Genomic DNA, 20,291 nt, shown 5'->3' on the forward strand with positions numbered 1-20,291 from the left:
GAGCATGAAGGGAACGCTACTGATGCCTTTCATCGCAATAAATGCTATTGAGAACACTTTATGCAATACGGCTGCGATTGTCAAGGCTGGCGAATGCTTGCCGGGCATCCTCGCGTAGAGTGTACCGAGGATGTGATTGGCATTCAAGGGCATCGCCTCCGTGCTCCTGCCATAATCGGCTAGCGTTCAATCAGGTTCCGGCGATGCAGCGCCTTTAATACGTCCACGGTCAAGACGCTTCGCCAGCCCTCCAGATTCTCATCGGTGTCGCTCCAATGCGGAGGGAAGTAGCCTTCGTCGGCTTGATTGCGGATTTCGAATTCCAAGCTCGCCTGCACGTCATCCCGAATGATACCGTTCACCGGACTCGAAGGCGAGATCGCGAACCAGTACGGCTTCGTACACCAGTTCGGCCATTTGGCGGGATCTCGCTCGATAACGAGGGGAACGTCTTCGCGCAGCCGTTGGATGACGAGCGATTTCAAAGGCTCCGGCGCAAAATGCGTGAAGCGCATGTAACACAACAAACTAAACGGATCCATCGGCCGCTTGACCGCCGCCAGGTTCTTCTCGACTTGGTCGAGGCATTGCTGCAAGAAAGCCGGAGGTACTTGATCGCGATAGCGATACAAATAGCCGGTCAATTCCGCGCTTGGATTGCCCCAGTTCTGGATCTGCCCGTCGCCTTCAAAGCGCCAGTTGTACGCCGGCTGCCACATCCCGGCCGCTTCGTCGTACGTGTCAAGCAGATAGCCGACAGCCCGTTTTACCATTGGTTCGCTATTCGGAACGTTCATCTCCGCGATAAGCTGGAAAGCAACGCTCGTTCCTATAGGAGAGGAGGCGTCCCGCGGGCCTTCGCACATAGCTTGAAAGCCGCCATCGGCGTTCTGATGAGCGGCCAGCGCATCCATCACCGCTTCGCGGGAGCCGTTATGCAATTCATACTGCAAACGCGCTTGATCAATAGCTCTCCCGCGCGTTTGCAGGAACGACTTCGCACGCGCATAGTTTTCTTTCGACAACATCAACGTCATCGTTGCTTTCCCTCCGGTCGGTATGCTTGCTTAGCGAGCATCGAGGCGCTGAGATCGCTGCGCTCCACTTTGAAATTCGCCATACGGACGGGAAATCCCTCTCTTCAATCCGACTGCCCGTCAAGTTCCGCAGAAGGTGCGGTACGGTCGGTCGGAAGGCTCGGGAAGCGCGCAATATGCCTCTCGCTCGCGAGCGTGATCGTACGGAGACTCCAGCGCGGCAAGCAGCCGGTCCATGACGCCGTAATCCCCCGCTTCCGCCGCCGCCAACGCTTCCTCGACCCGATGATTGCGCGGAATAACCGCGGGATTGCTGTCCTGCATGAGCCGCTTCGCGGCTTCCGGGGTCTCCGGCTGCCGGCCGAGCCGCAGCTGCCAGCGCTCCAGCCACGCGTCAAACCCCGCCGTGCCGGACAAAGCCGTTTCCTCCGGCTTATCGAACGTCAACGACCGGAACGTATTCGTATAATCCGCCCGGTGCTTCTGCATCATGACGAGCAGATCATCGATTAACGCCTCGTCCTCCGGCTCCTCGCCGAACAGGCCGAGCTTCGCCCGCATGCCGGCAAACCAATGGGAACGGAACAACTCGGCGAATGTTCCGATGGCCGCTTCCGCCAGCTTGATGGCCTGCTCTTCGTCAGGATGCAAGAGCGGCAGCAGCGTCTCCGCCAATCGCGCCAAATTCCAGGCGGCGATCTGCGGCTGATTGCCGTAGGCATACCGTCCCTGCCGGTCGATGGAGCTGAATACGGTCGCCGGATCGTACGCGTCCATGAACGCGCACGGGCCGTAATCGATCGTCTCGCCGCTGATCGTCATGTTGTCGGTATTCATGACCCCGTGAATGAAGCCGACGAGCTGCCACTTGGCAAGCAGCGCGGCTTGGCGCCCGATCACTTCCCGAAGCAGGGACAGGTAGCGGTTCCCGTCTTCGTCGGCATCGCCGTAATGCCGTTCCCAGGCATAATCGGCCAGCGCCCGCAGCTCGTCGACCGTTCCCCGGCCCGCCGCGAACTGGAACGTGCCGACGCGCAGGTGGCTTGCCGCCACGCGCGTCAGCACGGCCCCCGGAAGCAGGCTCTCGCGGACGATCTCATTGCCGGTCGCCGCGACCGCCAGGCTGCGGGTCGTCGGAATGCCGAGCGCATGCATCGCTTCGCTGATGATATGCTCGCGCAGCATAGGCCCAAGCGCTGCCCGGCCGTCGCCGCCTCGCGAATACGGCGTGCGCCCCGAGCCTTTCAGCTGAATGTCGAACCGCTGGCCGGAAGGCGCGATCTGTTCGCCGAGCAGCACCGCCCGGCCGTCGCCCAGCATGTTCAAATAGCCGAACTGATGTCCCGCGTACGCCTGCGCGAGCGGCAATGCGCCCTCAGGCACCCGGTTGCCGGCAAACACCGCCGCGCCGCCTGCGCCGCGCAGCGCCTCGGCGTTCAAGCCCAAGGAAGCCGCTACCCGTTCGTTCAGCACGACCAGCTTCGGCGCACTGACGGGCACCGGATTTTGCCGGGCGTAGAATAGGTCGGGCAGCCGGGCGTAGCTGTTGTCGAAGCGCCAGCCCGCTTCGTGATCGGTATGTCCGTTGTTCGCTGTCATCGGAGCTCCTCCTCTCGCTTCTTCGCGATATCGATATAGGCGTCTTGCGCGTATTTACAAAATAAGGTCTCCTGCATTATACCCTTTATTCCGCCGTTTCGTACAACAAAGGCTCGCCGGCGGGCATCCGGTGCCCAAGAACGCAAAAAACAGCAAGCCCTGACGTTCCAGGTGCTTGCTGTTCACTTCATTACATGCGACGGTTCCTAATCGGATCAGCCGTTACTTGGCTTGGATATAGCCTTCCGCCTTCAGCAGCTCGGCAATCAGCACCGCGCCGCCCGCCGCGCCGCGCAGCGTGTTATGCGAGAGGCCCACGAACTTGTAGTCGTAGATGGAATCCTCGCGCAGACGGCCGACCGATACGCCCATGCCGCGCTCGATGTCGCGGTCAAGCTTCGTCTGCGGTCTGTTCTCTTCTTCGAAATACGTAATGAACTGCTTCGGCGCGCTTGGCAGGCCGAGCTCTTGCGGACGTCCCTGGAACTGGCGCCAGCGGGCTAGAATTTCTTCTTTCTCCGGCTTGTTCTCGAACGACGCGAATACGGTCGCCAAGTGGCCGTCCGTGACCGGGACGCGGATACACTGCGTCGTGATGAGCGGCGCGCTCGCCTTCACGATCTCGTTGCCGGCGATGCTGCCCCAGATGCGAAGCGGCTCCTGCTCGCTCTTCTCTTCCTCGCCGCCGATGTACGGAATGACGTTGTCAAGCATATCCGGCCAGTCGGTGAAGTTCTTGCCGGCGCCGGAAATCGCCTGATACGTCGAAGCGACCACCTTGGTCGGTTTGAAATCGAGCAGGGCGTGAAGAGCCGGCACATAGCTCTGGATGGAGCAGTTCGGCTTCACGGCGATGAACCCGGTCGACGTGCCGAGACGCTTGCGCTGCGCGGCGATGATTTCGATATGGCCGGGGTTGATCTCGGGAATGACCATCGGGATGTCCGGCGTCCAGCGATGCGCCGAATTATTCGACACGACCGGCGTGCCCGTCTTGGCGTATGCTTCTTCCAGCGCCTGGATTTCATTCTTCTTCATGTCCACCGCGCAGAAAATAAAGTCGACCTGCGATGCCACTTCCTCTACTTTCGAGGCATCCTGCACGACGATGCGTTTCACGTTCTCCGGAATCGGGCCGGACAGCTTCCATCTGCCCTGCACGGCTTCCTCGTATGTTTTGCCCGCCGAGCCTGCGCTCGCCGCGATGGCCGTTACTTGAAACCAAGGATGCTGATCCAACAATTCCATGAAACGTTGGCCAACCATGCCCGTTCCTCCGACAATACCGACTTTCAGCTTATCTGTCATTACGATTCAATTCCTTTCGCTTGGTCATCTTGGATGGGAATCGTTCTTCCCTACAAACCTATTCAGATCGCATGATTTGGTGTACCGCAATCGCAGCCGCAAGCTGCAACCCCGCCGCCTAAACTAAAAAAATCCCACCCCTAAGACTGTTGTCAGTCTCAGGGACGAGATTATATCCTCGTGGTACCACCCCAGATTCGCCGGCCTGTCGCCAGTTCGGCCTCTTCAAGTACGGCATCGCTCCTTCGCGGATGCTTATACTCTAGCTCTATAACAGGAGCTCCTGGCGCACCATCCCCTTAGGACAAGGTTCCGACGCGCTGCTCAGAGACTTTATTCAATAAGGACGCTTTACTCCTTCCCAGCTGACGGAGCTCTCTGAAAAAGCGTGTCGTTATTTACTCTTCTCGTCATCGCATTTCAATGCTTTCGAATATAGTATCAGATAATTCAGGCCAGGTAAACAGCATTTTTTGATAATTCGCCAAAATGGGCAGGGGCTGCCGTTGAAGGCGCGAAATCCTGCTGCTGCGGCAGCTTTGGCAGGGGATTCGCCCGATTCTGGCGCGGAATCCTGCTGCTGTGGCAGCTTTTGCGGCTGATTCACACGGTTTCGCTGCGAAATCCTGCCGCTAGAACAGCTTTAGTGGACGATTCGCTCGTTTCGGCGCGAAATCATGCTGCTGGAGCAGCTTTTGCGATGGGTTCGCTCGACGCCCGTGCAGCGAACATACATGGACTAAGCAAAGAACCCTCATCCCGCACGAATGAGCGGAATGAGGGTTCTTGCACTTACCGTCGATGCCAGATCGGCCGACTTCGAATCACTCCAGCCTGCCTGTTTCGAATCCAGCCAGCCCGCCGCGGATCATTCCGCCCAGCACTGCGTCTCGGTCGTGACCGCCTCGCCCGTTTGCAGCGCGTGCTGCATCATGAGCGCCAGATAATGATCCTGGCATGCTTCCGCCAGGCTGTAGAAGTCTTCGCCGCCGGCGGCATAGACGGCCATCCGTTCCAGGCAGGTCGCCACCGCGATTTCGTCGTCGGTGAGACGGGCAGGCGCCATGCCGTTCTTGTAGACGACCTGCTCGCCGCAATGGAGGCTCTTCAGGTAATAGCCTTCCAAATTACCGTCCAGCCCCGCCTGCTGACGGGTCAGCAGGAGGTGGACGGGCGTCAAATGATCGAGCAGGTAGCGAACGTCGAAGTTGTTGATCTCGCCCCGTTCCCCGCGCACGAGCAGGCGCGGGGAACGAATCCACGAGAAGTACTGGTCGCCGGTGAAATCGTAGACGCCGTACTTGCCGCCGAAATCGAAGGCGGCCATCACCTGGTTCGACTGCGCGATGCGGCTCTCCGCCGGCGGGCCGCCGCGGCCGGGTCCTTCGACGATCGGCGACGCGAAGGACGATGCGCGGATCGTCGCGTTCTCGAAGCCGATGTCGAGGAAGCGCCGCATCAGACTGATGCCGTGATAGTCGTGCGCGGCCGACACCTGGGCTTGCGTGACCGTGCCGAGCTTGCCGGAGCGGGCAATCGCCAGTCTGCCGGCATGGTTCGGCTGGAACGCGTACTGCTCCGCCACCTGAATGCGTCCCCGGCCGCCGACCGCGCGGTACAGCGCGACCAGATCCTCCAGCTTCTCCGCGGGAGGCGTCTCGCACAGTGCGGGAATGCCGCGCTCGGTCAACGCGAGCATGACGTCCGGCGCCACCTTTCGCGGCACGCTGACGACAACGAACGCGAGCGCCGCCGCGCCGTCCAGCATCGCATCGAGATCGCGATACGTCGGAACGTCCCATGCGCGTTCGAACGCCAAGCCTTTCGCGGCGTCGCGCACGACGACGCCCGCGACCCGGAACCGCTCGGGCAGCGCCTTGGCGATGCGCAGGAAGAACTCGCTGCGCCAGCCGCCTCCGACAATACCGAATTTAACCTGCTTCATATTCGCATCTCCTCCATCTTGTAACGCCGCGCTCATAGCAGCCTCCCGTTCCGGCCGCCACCGGTTCCCGCATACGGAATGCCGGGCACCCAATCCCGCTCGCCGGCGGGAGGCTCGAAGGCATCGACGGGGAAGGTGACGATGCAGCCGCGGTTCGCCGACAGATACGCGCCTTCCACGATTTCCAGCGCGGCCAGCGAGCTGTCGGCAAGGCTGTAGTCCGCCGTGCCGCGTTCGATGTGATCCGCCATAGTCTCCAAGTGGCGCCGATGGCCTGTAACAGGGAGCTCCTCCGGCACGATCAGGCTGCCGGCCGGGTGGGCTTCGTTCAGCAGCCAGTAACCGTTCTCCCAGCCCCAGAACTCGATGACGCCATGCGTGCCGACGATCCGGAACAGCGTCTCCTTGCCTTCGCGGTTGACCTGCACGTCGTCGCCGGTCATCATGACGACGCGGATGCCGCTCTTCGTCTGCGCATAAGTAATCGCCGCCGTCTCTACCTGCATGCCGTCCCGATAAGTGCGCGTGCTCGTATCGGCTTGCCCCATGACGTAAGCCAGCGGCTCGTTGCCGGTCAGCTGAACGAAGAAATTGAGCCAATGAATGCCCGCGTTAATGATGTCCCATTTCGTGTTCTGTATCTCGACCAGCTTCAGCTCGCCGATTTCGCCCCGGCGCACGCGGCCGATAATTTCAAGCGGCGTGATCTTCGCCAGCATGCCGTGCGGGACGACCATCGGCAGCCCGCGGCTCTTGATCGCTTCGAGAATCGCGCGCCCGGACGCAACGGTATGGCCGAGGGGCTTCTCGACGAGAATGCCCTTCAAGGGCAGGCGCAGCGCGTCCATCGCCACTTCTTCGTGCGATGGCGGGAACGTGCTGACGCAGACAATGTCCGTCGGGCATTGCGCGAACATCGCATGGTGATCGGTGAACGTCTGGATGCCCGGAAATTGCGCCCGCAGCCGCTCGCAAATCTCCGGTCTCAGGTCGGCGGCGGCGGCCAATTCGAACCGGTCGGACGCTGCGAGCGCTTTCATGCTCAGCAGCCCGCCTGCCCCGCCTCCGACGACGGACGCTGTTAACTTCGTCACATTCGAGGACTCCCTTCGTTGCAGACCGCAACGGCGATTTTGGAATCGGCTGTCCCGTAATACAGCAGCCATTGATTCCTATAATAAACCAATCCTTCGACGAAGCAAACATGATTAACCTGCCCGCTGATCTCATAATCCTTATCCGGCACCAGGAACGGCGTCGTGCTCCGCCCGATCAGCGCCATCGGATCCCGGACGTCGAACAGCGCCTGCCCGGAGCAGTAAGCGCCGGGCGCGTAAGCCGGATCGCCCTGCCGCTCGTCGTTGCGGCCGTTATAGATCAGCCGGATGCCGTGCTCGGTCAGCACCGCTTGCGGTCCGGGCTCGACGAGCGTGCTGTCGAAGCAGTTGCGGCGGGTCAGCATGATCGGCACGAGCGACGCCTCGGCGTCATAGCCGCGGAAGTCCTGCGAGACGACCGGCGACCAACGGATCAGATCGTCGGAGGTGGCGGCATAAATATTCGATTCGCCCCAGTACATCCAATACTTGCCGTTGATCTTCGCGGCGATGAAGCGCTCGCCTTCCCGGCGCGTCACGACGGCTGCGGCCTTGGACCAGATGTCCGCGAATTCCCCGAACGCTCTGCCATGCTTGGTCCAGTCGACCAAGTCCGGCGACGAGGCGATGCAGAGCCTCGCTTTCGCGCCGTCGTAGGACGTATAGATCAAATAATAGACGCCGTTCTCGTCCTCCACGATCCGCGGATCCTCGCATCCGCCTTCCCACTCGATGCCTTCGAACGCGTCATGGTTCGGGTACAGCACCGGCTCGGGGCGTTTGGCAAACCGCAGCCCGTCCTCGCTCTCGGCCAGTCCGATCCGCGACGTGCCCGCATAGCGGCCGACGATATCTTCCGCCCGGTACAGCAGGCATACCCGCCCGTCCCGCACGACGGCCGCCGGATTGAATACGTCCTTCTCTTCCCATTGCACGACTTCGCCGCGCACCGGGCATGCGAAACGTCTTTCCGCGTCCGGTTCCAGGCAAGGATTCGCCGCATCCGCCTTCACGAACGGCCCTAATTCCCAGCTCTGCCACTGCCTCACTTGCGTCGTATTCGTCATTCGTACATCTCTCCCGTCTTTTCGGCAATTCGCTCAGCTCCCTGCGCAAGTACGCAGGCGCATGATGGCTGCCATATCGTTCACTCCTTGCTGGACCGCCGTACTTAACCGGCCGCCGGCAAGCGAATCAGACAGCGATTCAAGTTGCGAACGGCTGTCTGATCGATTTATCTGATCCCTTTTCATCCGCGCCGGAGGCCGGAATCGTTACTTGCGGCCGGAATCGTTACTTCCGGCAATCGTTGCTTGCCTTCGCTCGCAATCTTTATTTCGCCGCGCTGGCCATGTAAGCGTCCAATTGCTTTTGATATTCCGCGATGACTTTCTCGACGCCTGCCGCCTTCAGCTTCTGCTGCGCCTGCGCGATATGGCTGTCGAAGTCCACGACGCCGGCGTAGATCGGCGCGACGTCGGACGTAATGACCGCTTTGACGTTGCCGAGCTCGGTCTTCACCGGCGTTGCGTCGAAGAAGAAGCCCGAGGAAATGAAGTTTTGCGCGTCCGGATCCGGCGTGTACAGCTTGCGGGTCGCCGTGATGATCTCGCCGACGCGAATGTAGTTCAGGTTGCCGATCATCCAGTCCGCGTTCGGCAGCATCGCGGCATTCGTCTTCGGATCGAGGATCGCTTCCAGCGATTTGTCGCCGGTTTTCTTGTACGTCTTGCCTTCGATGCCGTACAGGAACAGGTCATAGTTGTCCTGGTTCGCATACAGCCAGTTCATGAATTTGATGACCGCTTCCGGATGCTTGCTGTTAGTCGCCACGACGTTGAGGTTCTTCGCGTTCGTGAACCGGTAATGGCCCTTCTCCGGATTGAACTCCTGCAGCGAGAAGTCGACAAGCGTCGCGCCCTTCAAGTCCTTGTCGATATCGGCCTGCGAGTTCGCGAGCGTGCCCATCGCGAAGCCCCAATTCATCTTCGTGACTTCCTTCTGCACCTGATCCTGTTTCAGCGTCAGCACGTCCGGGTTGATCAGCTTCTTCTGGTACGCTTGGCGGAAGAAGGCGCTCTCCTGCTTGAACTCGTCGGAGTCCACCCAGTTCTTGACCGTGCCGTCGTTGTTGATCATCGCGATGCCGTCGCGCACGTCGAACGGGAACGAATCGAATGTGCGGTGCAGGAAGTCCATGCCCGTCGACGACACGTTGCTGAGCGTGAACGGGAATTGCGGCTTCGGCGCAGGCGCCTTGTTGTACAGCTGCTCCATCGCGTCCAGCATCTCCTGCGGCGTGTTGATCTTGTTGTTGATGTCGTATTTCTTCAGCAAGTAATCGTTCGAAGTGAACAGGTCGACGACGGCCGGCTCCATCCAGTTGGCGGGAATCCCGTAAATCTTGCCGTCCTTCGTAACCGCTTTGAAAATATCGTCGCTGATCGCGGTCTTCACGTTCGGGCCGTATTGCTCAAGTTCGGCGGAAATATCCTTGACTGCGCCGCGGGCAATGTAGTTGGAGAGCGAGACGACGTCGTTCATGACCTGGAACATATCGAAGTCCGCGCCGGTCGACAGCATCAGGTTCAGCTTCTGATCCCATGCGGCCCAATCGATGAATTGCTCGTCGATCTGCACGTTAACGCCGTCGGCCAGCAGCTTCTTGTTGACCGCATCGCGGACTTCCTTCCAGCTGCTGGGTTCCGTGCCCGGAATGACGTATTTGATCGTGACGACGTCGTCTTGCTTGGCGGCATTGCCGCTGCCCGCATTGGCGTTCCCCGTGTTCGTGCCCGCTCCGTTATTCGCCGCGTTGCCCGAATTGCCGGTATTGCCGCCGTTGTTGCCGCCATTATTGCCGCATCCCGCAAGAAGCGCGACGCTCATTACCGCTGCCGTAAGCATGTAAGCCGATTTTCTTTTCAATCTGACCCTCTCCTTTGAATGGATAATAGCTCGTCCTGCACGGTGCTATCGATTCCTGTATATCAGCCTTTCACGGAACCCACGATTAAGCCTTTCACGAAATAACGCTGGAGGAACGGGTACAGCAGCACAATCGGGCCGACGGTCAGCGCCACGGTGGCCATCTTGGTCGACTCCGACGGAATCGCGACCATCTGCGTGCCCGTCGGAATCATGCTCAGCGCGTCGATGTTGGATTTGATCTGCAGCAGCAAATATTGAATCGGATACAGCTCCTTATTGGACACGAGCATGATCGCGTTGAACCAGTCGTTCCAGTAGCCGAGCGCGTAGAACAGGCAGATCGTCGCCAGCACCGGCAGACACAGCGGCAAATAGATCTGGAAGGCGATCCTTAAGTCGTTCGCCCCGTCCACGTAAGCGGACTCGCGCAGCTCGCCGGGCAGGCTGTCCATGAAGTTGCGCACCAGGAACATGTTGAAGGCGCTGAAGAGCAGATTCGGCACGATCAGCGACCAGATGTTCTCGAGCAGGCCGAGCTTCTGACACATCAGATACCACGGCACGAGACCCGCGCTGAACAGCGTCGTGATGAAGAAGTAGAGCGCCAGCACGTTGCGGTACTTCACGGTTTTGTTCGACAGCGTATAGGCGGCCATGCTCGTGACGAGCAGCGCCAGGAACGTCCCCCCGATCGTTACGACGGCGGAGATGAAATAAGCATGGAAGATGGTGCCTCCTTGCGAGAACACGAGCCGGTAGGCATCCAGCGTCAAGCGGTCGGGGAACAGGCTGTAGCCGTTCTTCGTGATGCTGTTCTCGTCGGAGAACGAGACGACGATCGTCAGCACCATCGGGAAGAGGCAGAACAGCGAGAACAGCGCCAGGAACAAGTAAATGCATACGGAAGCGATCGAGATACGGCGTCTGTTCATTAGTACAACGCTCCTTCTTTATAGAATTTGCGCGTGATGAAATTGAAGACGAACACGAGCACGAAGCCGACGACGGACTGGAACAGGCCGATGGCCGCCGCGTTGGACGGGTCCCCGATTTGGCGAAGCGCCCGGAATACGTACGTATCGATGACGTCCGTCGTCGGATACAGCACGCCGTTGTCGCCGATGATCGCGTAGAGCATGCCGAAATCGCCGTAGAAAATTTTACCCAAGTTGAGCAGCGTCAAGATCGCGATGGTCGGCGCCAGCAGCGGCAGCGTGATGCTGCGGATCTTCCGCCAGCGGGTAGCCCCGTCGATATCGGCCGACTCGTACAGCGACTGGTCGATGCCGGTGATCGCCGCCAAATAAATGATCGAGCCCATGCCTGCGTCCTTCCAAATCTTCATGCCCGTCAGCAGCCAAGGCCACATTTTCGCTTCCGAATACCAGTTCGGGGTACTCAGCCCGAAATAATCGAGGATCCGGTTGACCATCCCCGTGTCGGTCGCGAACAGCATATACATCAAGTAGCTGACGATGATCCAGGACAGGAAGCTCGGGAAAATCATCGTGGACTGCGCCAGCTTAATGAACAGCTTCTGGCGGATTTCGTTGAACAAAACGGCCAGCGCGACCGCAAAGACGGTGCCGAAGACCAGGAACAGCACGTTCAGCTTGATCGTATTCGCCATGACCGTCCAGGCGTCGCTCGACTTGAAGAAGAATTCGAAGTTTTTGAACCCGATCCACTCGCTGTGGAAGATCCCCTGCTGATAGTTGAACCGTTCGAAGGCGATAATGAGATACGGGTAGGTCGCATACGAAAAGATAAACACGTAGATGACTGCCGGCAAAGCTAGTAAATAGGAGAAGCGGTTCCTCGACAGCTCGCGCAGGAAACCCGACTTCTTCGGTTTCACCTTCCCCTCCGATGGATTCGTTGGCGTTGCATTCGCTGCTGGTTGAAGCTTTACGTTCGTGTCGTTCATCGGCATGCACCCCTTCTGTTTCCTGCCTCAGCATACCCCGCCAAAAGCGGCGCAGTAAATTTCAAGCTCGCGATTTCCCTTGCAAAATCCGGCTATTCGCTCCATTTTGAAAGCGATTGCGCCAAAAAAGAAACAGAAAAGACGATAAGTGCGGCGCCCCGCTCCCATCGTCTGCGACGTTAACCCCGTATGCGAATCACTCGCGGTGATTCTCCCTGTACTGCGACGGCGACATGCCCGTATGCCGCTTGAATACCGTCGAGAAATAGGCGGCCCCGGGAACGCCTACCTGCGCCCCGACTTCCGAGACGATCTCGTTCGTCGAGGTCAACAGCCGCTTGGCCTGCTCGATGCGGACGAACGTCATGTAGTCGTTGAACGTCGACTGCGCCTGCTGCTTGAACATTTTGCCCAGATAGCCCGCGGACAGGCCGACCTGGCCGGCGGCATATTCCAGCGACAGCTGGGAGTCGGCGTAGCGCTCCTCGATGAGCTGCTTGACTTCCTCGATGACGCGCGTGCTCTTCAGCGACGCGACCTGCTGCTTGTTCTCCTCCATGACCGTCACGACGCGCCCGCAGAAATCCGCGAGCGCCGATTTCAACTGATCGAGCGTCTCCACCTGCTGGATGAGATGGAAGTACGCGTACAAGCCGTTCGTATTCGTGTCCCCGAGCTCCGAGATATGGCCGAACTCCCGAATCATCGTGAGCAGCAGGAAATTCGTGTATTGCATCGCCTGCGCGTACGTGCAGCCGGACAGGAAGGCGATCCATTCGCCGATCTCGGCCTGAATGGCCTTCTCGCTGCTCAATTTGACCGCATCGACCAGCTTCCGCTCCTTGGCGGAAGGATACTGCGCCTCCATGCCCCGCTCCCGGCTCGCCCGCGTGGAATCGATAATCGCGCTGTAGCCGAAGAACAGCCGGTAATCGCCGTATTCCCGGGCGGAGACATACGACTCGTGGAGGCCGGCTAACGACTCGCAGCAATCGCCGATGCTGACGGTCACGCTGATTTTGTAGTACGACTGAATCGCGTCCTGAATTTCCGACAGCGTCAGATAGAGCGTATCGCGGAGCTCCATGCCCGGCAGCTGCAGGATGGCCACGAGCTCATCCTCCGTCACGGCGGCTTCGCTCTCGAAATTGTTGCCCAGCAGCTCCTGGGCGATGTTGCCGATGGCGAACCGGATCAACTCCCGCTCGAACGGCTTGTAGGTCCGCTTGAAGGAGGCGTTATCGTCGATCTTGAACAGCAGGACGCGGAAATACGGCCCTTGCAGCTGTTCCCCCCATTCCTCGCCGATTTGTTCCGCCGTCACTTTGTCGATGCCTTTCAGCAGCGACAGAATCGAGCCGCTCTTCATCACCCGCTGCGAACGGGACAGCTTCGACTCCAGCAGCTCCGCCGATTGCATGGAATGCATGAACGCGTTCGACAGCAGCGCGTACTCGTCCTGCTTCAGCAGCGTCCCGCCGTCCTGTTCCGCGTTCGAAGCAATCGAGACCTGATCGAGCAGCCTGCGGATCGGATTATAGAAATTGCCGGTCAGCAGCAGCGAGATGCCGACGCCGAGCACGATCAGAAGCAGCGAGATGAACCAGGTCCAATTGCGCAGCGTGTAGATGTTCGACAGCAGCTCGCTGTACGGCTGGGCGCTGACGAAGTACCAGTCGAGCGCGGGCGACCGCACGTACGTGATCAAATTCTTCTTGCCGCCGGTTTTCTCCACGAAGCTGCCCTGATTCTGTCCCTCGCCCAAGATCCGTTTCACTTCGCGCTTGGCGGAGAAATCGCTCCTGAACTTGACCGGGTCGGAATGGGACAACACTTCGCCCCTTGCGTTCATGACATAGGTATCGCCGCGCTTCGAAGCGGTGTTCAGGCTTCCGATCGTATTCTGTATGTACGCCTCGTCCAGATCGAGCACGAGCGCATATTTCGGCATATTCGTTTCCAGGAATCGCTCGGGCACGATGCTGAACGTCAGCAAGCGCAGGTGCTTGTCTTCGTTCACGACCGCCACGCGCGGGTAGAAGCTGAGATACTCGGCAATGGACTGCGTTTTCACTTTCGGATCCCGCGGCAGTCCGAACGTATCGATATATTCGCCGTTCGTGAAATTGTACATGCTGATGTCTTTAATGAACGGATAGACGCTCTGCACCTTCGCGATGATCATATAAGCCCGGAAGTTCTTCAGCTTGTCCACGTCGTCGGCATAGAAGAAGGACATGACGTCCTTGTCGACCAGCAGCTGGCTGGAGACGTCCTGGATTTGCTGGTAGACGACATTGGCCGTGTAGCTCACGTGCGTCAGCACCTGCTTGGACGAGCGGTCGATCTCCTTCACCGCTTCCATCGAGAACAGCGCGTACAGAATCGTGCTGACGATCGCGACCGACATGACGATCAGAATGAGATAAGACATGATCAGTTTGCGATACACCCGGTATTGCCGAATGCGATTCAAAAATGTCACGAAGCGATCCCCCCTCATCCAGTATACCAGTAATGTAAGCGCCTATCGTCCTTGAATTGCGAATCGCAAGCGCGGGACGGAGACGCCATGCCGAATAGGCGGCTTCCGATTGCTCGGAAGCCGCCTATGGATGCGGGCTATGCGTTACTTCGTCGAAAGCCCCTTCACGAACGCATGCGGGACGACATGATTCAAACCGATGTCCTTGCCTGCCCATTGGCCGTGCAGCAGGTCGACCGCCATTCTTCCCATGGCATACTCGTTCTGGCGGATGTGGGTGAAGACAGGCTTGCCGAACGGATCGGGAGGCGAATCGAAGCACACGATCTCGACGTCCTCGGGGATTCGCTTGTTCATGCCGAGCAGCGCCTCGCGCAGCACGAGCGCCAGATTGTATTCGGCGGCGACGAATGCCGTCAGCTCGGGATTGAGCTCGACGAACCGGCGGACCGCTTCGATGTCCGCCTGAATGTTGGCCGTCTCGGGGGAGCGCGGCAGCGAGCTGCGCAGATTCAACATCGTATGCTGCGGCCGGAAGACGATCCCGCCGCGGATCAGCGTCTCGGAGAAGCCGGCGATCCGTTCCTCGACGGTGGACGTATTGTCGGGCGGCACCGAAATAAAGCCGATCTCCCGGTGTCCGCGCTCGAGCAGATGCATCGTCAGCTCGGACATCGATGCCTGATTGTCGGAATAGACCGTGCAGGCCGCGATGCCTTTCAAGTAACGGTCGACGAGAACGACCGGGAACTTGTCCAATACAAGCCGAATGAGCGACGCATTGTAATGCTCGCCGTGGACGGGGAAAACGATGAAGCCGTCCACCCCGAGATCGAGGAACGACCGAATGGCGTCTTCTTCGACTTCGCGGCTGTCATAGGTCAGCTTCATGAGCATGCGGCAGTTCGTCTCGGCGCAGCCCCGCTCGACGCCGTGAATGAGCTGCGACCCGTACGATTCGGCGAATTCGGGCAGAATCAGCCCCACCAGCCTCGTCCTTCCCGCCGGAGATATCGCAGCGGGCTCGGCTATGCCCGTATCGCGCAAGGCGCCTTCCATGTCCGGCAAGACGTTCGAGACGTAAGAGCCTTTGCCCCTGATCCGCTCGACGAGCTTCTTCTGGGCCAGCGTCTCGAGCGCCTTCTTCGTCGTAATCCGACTGACGTTGAACTGGTCGGCCAATTCATTCTCCGAAGGCAGGCGGTCGCCGGTCTTCAACTCGCCGTCCTTGATTCTCTGCAGCAGATGATTGTAGATTTGTTCGTATAAAGGCGCTTTCATGTGCGATCATCCTTCAGAAGTTATGATATACCAACTATACATAACCGAATGAGCGAGTTCAAGGTCAATTTAATCGCCTAAAACTAAAAAAAGTTCACATCGTCTGCTATAAACCGAGCAGGAATGCACCCTTTCCATACGCCCCCTTGCCTGCTGGGCAAATTTCAGTTTCCATGTTATGTTGATATATCAATTAATCAAAGTATATTGACAGCATATTTTACCAGATGATATGCTCGGCTCACGCACCCCTTTCTTCTTGCTGGCAGCATGACCGGATTACCGGCTCTGCGACCCAGCGTGCCTCAGACCTGCCTTTGAATGGAATCGAAAACGCTTTCAACGGAGGTGAGCGAGCAGACCGCCGACGTTTCGCGACGCGGCAACGGCAAGCATTACACTATTCAATGGAGGTTCGATGAAATGACGCTGAAACCAGGCAGCAAACTGTTCATCTGGACGACGGCGGCGGCCTTGACGCTGTCGGCGTGGTCCGGGATCGGAGCATCGCATGCTTCCGCATCGTCCGGCACGGCAGGCAATACGATAACGGCATCCTTCACCAGGGCGGACGCGGACGCGGCGATTCAGGCGTTCAACCGGACGTTCTGGGACAGCAGCAAGAAGTTCTACTGGGCCAATTCGAATAAAGGCACCTCGTATCAAGGCTTCTGGGTCGAAGCGGAGCTGTGGGAAATGGTCATGGACGCCTACCAGAATGCCTCCGATCCTGCGCTGAAAGCGCAGCTGCGCCAGCAAATCGACGACGTGTTCGACGGCACCGTGGCGAGCTATGGTCCGGACTGGACGAACAATCCTTTCAATGACGACATCATGTGGTGGGCGATGGCAAGCGCGCGCGCCTACGAGATTACGAAGGAACAGCGTTACTTGGATAAGGCGAAATATTACTTCGATTTCGTATACGACACGCAGTGGGACGACGAATTCGCGGGCGGCGGCATCTGGTGGATGAACAGCGACCACTCGACCAAGAACGCCTGCATCAACTTCCCTGCCGCCGAAGCCGCCGTCTTCCTGTACAATAACACCCAAGACGCGCATTATCTGGATGCGGCGAAGAAGATATTCCGCTGGGGCAAAACGGTGCTGACCGACGGGGCCGGCGGCGTGTTCGACCGGATCGAAGTGAAGAACGGCGCCCAGCCCGGGGCGACCCATTACAATCAGGGCACGTTCATCGGCGCGGCCGTCGGCCTGTACAAGATTACCGGCGACGGCGTTTATCTCGACGATGCGATGAAAGCGGCCGACTTCACCCGGCAGCATCTGGTCGACGGCAGCGGCGTGCTTCGCTACGAAGGCCCGAACGGCGATTTGAAGGGCGGCAAGACAATCCTGCTGCGCAACCTGGCTTACCTGCAGCAGACGGTCAATCATGAGACGAGCGGCAAGGCTGCCGCGTTCGCCGGTTCGTTCAACGACTGGCTGACGTTCAATGCCAATGCGGCCTGGCGCAACCGCAACGCCGACAATATCGTGGATGGCAACTGGGGCGGGCAGTTCCTGTCCGGCACCTACGAATCGTGGTCGTCCGCCGCGGCCGTGGAAGCGCTGGCCGTCCTGCAGCCCGGCAGCTCGACGCTGACCGATCCCGTACGCGATCCGTACGCGAGAACGGAAGCGGAGACGTACAGCGTAGGCAGCGGCTTCGGCCTCGAAGGCAGCGCCGACGGCACGCTGCAATTGGGCGGGATTCAAGCCGGCGGGTATATCGCCTACCGCAACGTCGACTTCGGCGCCGCAGGCGCGGCAGGCATGATCGCCAGAGCGTCGAGCGCGACGGGCGGCGGCAATATCGAAGTCCGTCTCGATGCGCCGGACGGTCCGAAAGCAGGCACCGTGAACGTCCAGGGCACGGGCAGCTGGAATACCTTCACCGACGCGGCGGCCGTCCTCAAGGACGATCAGGGCAATCCGTCGGCGATTACGGGCGTGCACGACGTCTACCTCGTGTTCGCGCGGACGAACGACGACTACCTGTTCAATCTGAACTGGATCAAATTCACGCATGCGGATCCGACCAAGACCGACGCTTATGCCAGACTGCAGGGCATCAATGCCGACGAGGTGTCGGGGCTGAGCAAGAATACGGACGCCGGCATTCTGGACGGCGTTAAGAACGACGCGTATGCCCGCTTCAACGGCATCGATTTCGGCTCCGGCGCGGCCGGCATGACGGCCCATGTGGCGAGCGGCAGCCAAGGCGGAACGATCGAAGTGAAGCTGGACAGCCTGAACGGCCCGACCGCGGGCACAATGGAAATTCCCGCGCTCGGCAGCTGGGACAGCTGGGTCGACATCATGGCGAATATCGACGATACGCTGGCCAAGGGCGTGCACGACGTCTACCTCGTGTTCCACGGGAAGAACGGCTCGGACTATCCGGGCAATCTGGGCTGGTTCACCTTCACGACCGTGAAGGGCAAGTCGCGCGACGCCCTGGCCAAGCTGGAAGCGGAAGACTTTACGGGCGGCACCGGCTTCGGCACGGAGAACGGCGGCGGGGAAACGTATCTGGCGGGCATCAACGCGTCGAACGCTCCTTATGCCATGTACAACTATATTGATTTCGGCACGACGAGCCCCGCGCAATTCACGGTCAATGCGGCGAGCGATACGGGCGGCGGAACGATCGAGGTGCGCATCGACAGCTTGAACGGACCGGTCATCGCGACGAACCAGACGACCGGGACCGGCGGGTGGCAGAAATTCGCCGTCACCTCCGCGCCCGTCACGACGCCGGTAACCGGCAAACATATCGTGTTCCTGTTATTCAAGGGCAGCGGCTACTTGTATAACGTAGATAAGTTTACGTTCGGCGACCCGTCCGTCCTCACGGCGCCGGAAGTCCCGCCCGTGCAGGTGCCGGACAGCGTCCCTCCGGGCGATGTCGAGAACGTGCAGGTTATCCGCGATAACGGCAACGTGCAGCTGTACTGGGACGGCCCGTACGATATCGATGCGCGGCAGGTGAAGCTGCAGCCGCTCAGCGGCGGACAACCGGCGGGCGCGCTCGTGACGGTGGCCCAAGGCGTGCAGACCGCCTCCTGGTCCAACCTGGGCGACGCTTCCGATGCCATCGTCATTCATGCCGTCGATGCGTCCGGCAACGTATCGAGCGGCGTGACCGTCAGCCTTGCGGATTATCCGTCCTTCACGCTGAAGGCGGGAGGCACGGACGTTCGGAACGGCGCAGCGCTGGAAGATGACGCGGTGCTTCGTTTCCGAGCGGCTGGGGGCAAAGCGGCCATCCAATCGGCGACGGTCACGATCGACGGACATACGTATGCGGTCCATTCTCCTGCAGACCCTGTCGTCGACATCGAGCTGGCCGGCATGTCGGGCGCCAAGACGGCCGTCCTTGCGATCGCGGACGCGAGCGGCAGCACGCTCCGTCAGAGCATCGCGTTCACGGTGCGCGCAAGCATCGGATCGATGCAGCGGCTCGTCGAGCGTTACCAACAGACAGGCCAGCTGAAGGGCGCGCTGGTGCCGCAGCTGACGAACGCGCTGTCGCAGGCGCAGCATCACCTGGACGGCGGGAAGACGAAACAGGCGGCGAAGTCGGTGCAGGACTTCGTCAAGCATTTGAACAACAAAGCCCACAACGATCTCATTACGGCGAATGCCAAGGCGGTTCTCAACGGAGATGCCGCCGCGGTCATACAATCGCTGCAATAATGCTGCAGGCAGGCATCGGACAGGAGATCCGCTATTCGTCGATTATGATGCTTTTTCGCTTGCTGACGGATTGAGGTTCCGTTATTTCGCCAGAAAGACCGATTTTCGGTGCTTTCGGGAGGCAATAACAGCTCTTGTGCGGACGGAGCGTCAGTTGCGGACGAACAGAACCGTACAAGAAGACAACAAGGCAACCGGTCATCCGGTTGCCTTGTTGCGCTATGCGGCGGCGATCGGCCTCCTTCTGTCCTTAGGCGAGTGATCGGCCTCTCCGCAGGATGTCCGAGTTATCCGTCAGCGTTAACGGCCGAAATACGATATCCGCGTAATTATGAAACATGCGGCGCAAGGCATCGGTTGTTCGGAATACGGCCGGATTATGCGGATTCAGTGTCATTCCGGGAAGCGAATAAGCCCTCCCGCTTCCGATGGGAAGCGAGAGGGCTGCGTCGATTGGCGTGCACGAGCGGCGCAGGATAATCGGGACATCGAAACGCCGTTAGCCGATCGGCGTTCCGTTCGCTACCGGCTCATCCGGCTTGAGCAGCACGACGTCGCCTTCTTCCGGCACGCCGCCCAGGACAAGCACTTCGGACTCGAATCCTGCGATTCGCCGCGGCGGAAAATTGACGACGGCGATCACTTGGCGGCCGATCAGTCCTTCAGGCGCGTAGCGCCGGGTGATCTGCGCGGACGTCCGCTTGATGCCGAGCTCGCCGAAGTCGATCGTTAATTTAATGGCCGGCTTGCGAGCCTCCGGAAAAGGCTCCGCGTGAACGACAGTGCCTACGCGCATGTCCAATTGCATGAAATCTTCGATGGTTGCCATGTTGATCCCCCATGTTCGCGATATCTTCCCAGTATCGCCCATATGCCGCGTGCTTGCAAGCATGGACGGCGTCACGGCGGCGAGAGGGCAAGCAGTCACGAGTCAAGCAGGACGAACGCCGGCAGCGCGAAGACTGCGGACGCGCCA

The 20,291-nt window shown here is 59.5% G+C and carries 13 protein-coding genes and 2 other annotated features (1 of these 15 only partly in view); of the genes, 1 reads left to right on the plus strand and 12 read right to left on the minus strand.

From position 1 onward, the window contains the following. Window positions 1-42, minus strand: a binding site (T-box leader) (it extends 187 nt beyond the left edge of the window). A gap of 137 nt (window positions 43-179) precedes the next feature. The 11 genes from GXP70_RS21890 to GXP70_RS21940 form a co-directional block, all read right to left on the minus strand. Beyond that, the gene (locus GXP70_RS21890) at window positions 180-1,037 is read right to left on the minus strand and encodes a hypothetical protein (protein ID WP_162358797.1); all 858 of its coding nucleotides are present in this window, start codon (window positions 1,035-1,037) and stop codon (window positions 180-182) included. A 120-nt stretch (window positions 1,038-1,157) separates the two neighbouring features. Then, window positions 1,158-2,636 (minus strand): protein adenylyltransferase SelO, encoded by a 1,479-nt coding sequence (locus GXP70_RS21895; protein WP_162358798.1) that lies wholly within the window; start codon window positions 2,634-2,636, stop codon window positions 1,158-1,160. Window positions 2,637-2,858: 222 nt separating this feature from the next. Further along, the gene (gene asd, locus GXP70_RS21900) at window positions 2,859-3,944 is read right to left on the minus strand and encodes an aspartate-semialdehyde dehydrogenase (protein ID WP_162358799.1); all 1,086 of its coding nucleotides are present in this window, start codon (window positions 3,942-3,944) and stop codon (window positions 2,859-2,861) included. Between the two features lie 157 nt (window positions 3,945-4,101). Next, window positions 4,102-4,367, minus strand: a binding site (T-box leader). Between the two features lie 445 nt (window positions 4,368-4,812). Beyond that, a complete protein-coding gene (locus tag GXP70_RS21905; protein WP_162358800.1) occupies window positions 4,813-5,889 on the minus strand; it encodes a Gfo/Idh/MocA family protein in 1,077 nt (358 codons plus the stop codon). A 32-nt stretch (window positions 5,890-5,921) separates the two neighbouring features. Then, window positions 5,922-6,983, minus strand: a complete 1,062-nt coding sequence (locus GXP70_RS21910; RefSeq protein WP_162358801.1) for a Gfo/Idh/MocA family protein — start codon at window positions 6,981-6,983, stop codon at window positions 5,922-5,924. Continuing rightward, window positions 6,980-8,053 carry a glycoside hydrolase family 130 protein gene (locus GXP70_RS21915; RefSeq protein ID WP_162358802.1) on the minus strand — a complete coding sequence of 358 codons (1,074 nt, stop codon included), beginning with the start codon at window positions 8,051-8,053 and terminating at the stop codon, window positions 6,980-6,982. Before GXP70_RS21915 ends, GXP70_RS21910 begins: the two co-directional genes overlap by 4 nt. A gap of 265 nt (window positions 8,054-8,318) precedes the next feature. Beyond that, a complete protein-coding gene (locus GXP70_RS21920; protein WP_162358803.1) occupies window positions 8,319-9,914 on the minus strand; it encodes an extracellular solute-binding protein in 1,596 nt (531 codons plus the stop codon). Window positions 9,915-9,976: 62 nt separating this feature from the next. Continuing rightward, window positions 9,977-10,849 (minus strand): carbohydrate ABC transporter permease, encoded by an 873-nt coding sequence (locus GXP70_RS21925; RefSeq protein ID WP_162358804.1) that lies wholly within the window; start codon window positions 10,847-10,849, stop codon window positions 9,977-9,979. Continuing rightward, entirely contained in the window at window positions 10,849-11,775 is a 927-nt protein-coding gene (locus GXP70_RS21930; RefSeq protein WP_162358805.1) for an ABC transporter permease, read from the minus strand. The genes GXP70_RS21925 and GXP70_RS21930 overlap by 1 nt, the downstream gene beginning before the upstream one ends. Window positions 11,776-12,040: 265 nt before the next feature. Further along, window positions 12,041-14,329, minus strand: coding sequence for a helix-turn-helix domain-containing protein (locus tag GXP70_RS21935; protein ID WP_162358806.1), 2,289 nt, complete (start codon window positions 14,327-14,329; stop codon window positions 12,041-12,043). 144 nt (window positions 14,330-14,473) lie between these two features. Beyond that, window positions 14,474-15,610, minus strand: a complete 1,137-nt coding sequence (locus tag GXP70_RS21940; RefSeq protein ID WP_162358807.1) for a GntR family transcriptional regulator — start codon at window positions 15,608-15,610, stop codon at window positions 14,474-14,476. Between the two features lie 423 nt (window positions 15,611-16,033). Between GXP70_RS21940 and GXP70_RS21945 the strand changes: the two genes are divergently transcribed. Beyond that, a complete protein-coding gene (locus tag GXP70_RS21945) occupies window positions 16,034-19,315 on the plus strand; it encodes a carbohydrate-binding protein (RefSeq protein ID WP_162358808.1) in 3,282 nt (1,093 codons plus the stop codon). A 499-nt stretch (window positions 19,316-19,814) separates the two neighbouring features. Here the strand turns inward: GXP70_RS21945 and csaA are convergent, their stop codons facing one another. Beyond that, on the minus strand, window positions 19,815-20,144 hold the full coding sequence (gene csaA / locus GXP70_RS21950) for a chaperone CsaA (protein ID WP_162358809.1): 330 nt from the start codon (window positions 20,142-20,144) through the stop codon (window positions 19,815-19,817). Between the last annotated feature and the right edge of the window lie 147 nt (window positions 20,145-20,291).

This window comes from Paenibacillus lycopersici (assembly GCF_010119935.1).
GTDB lineage: Bacteria > Bacillota > Bacilli > Paenibacillales > Paenibacillaceae > Paenibacillus_Z > Paenibacillus_Z lycopersici.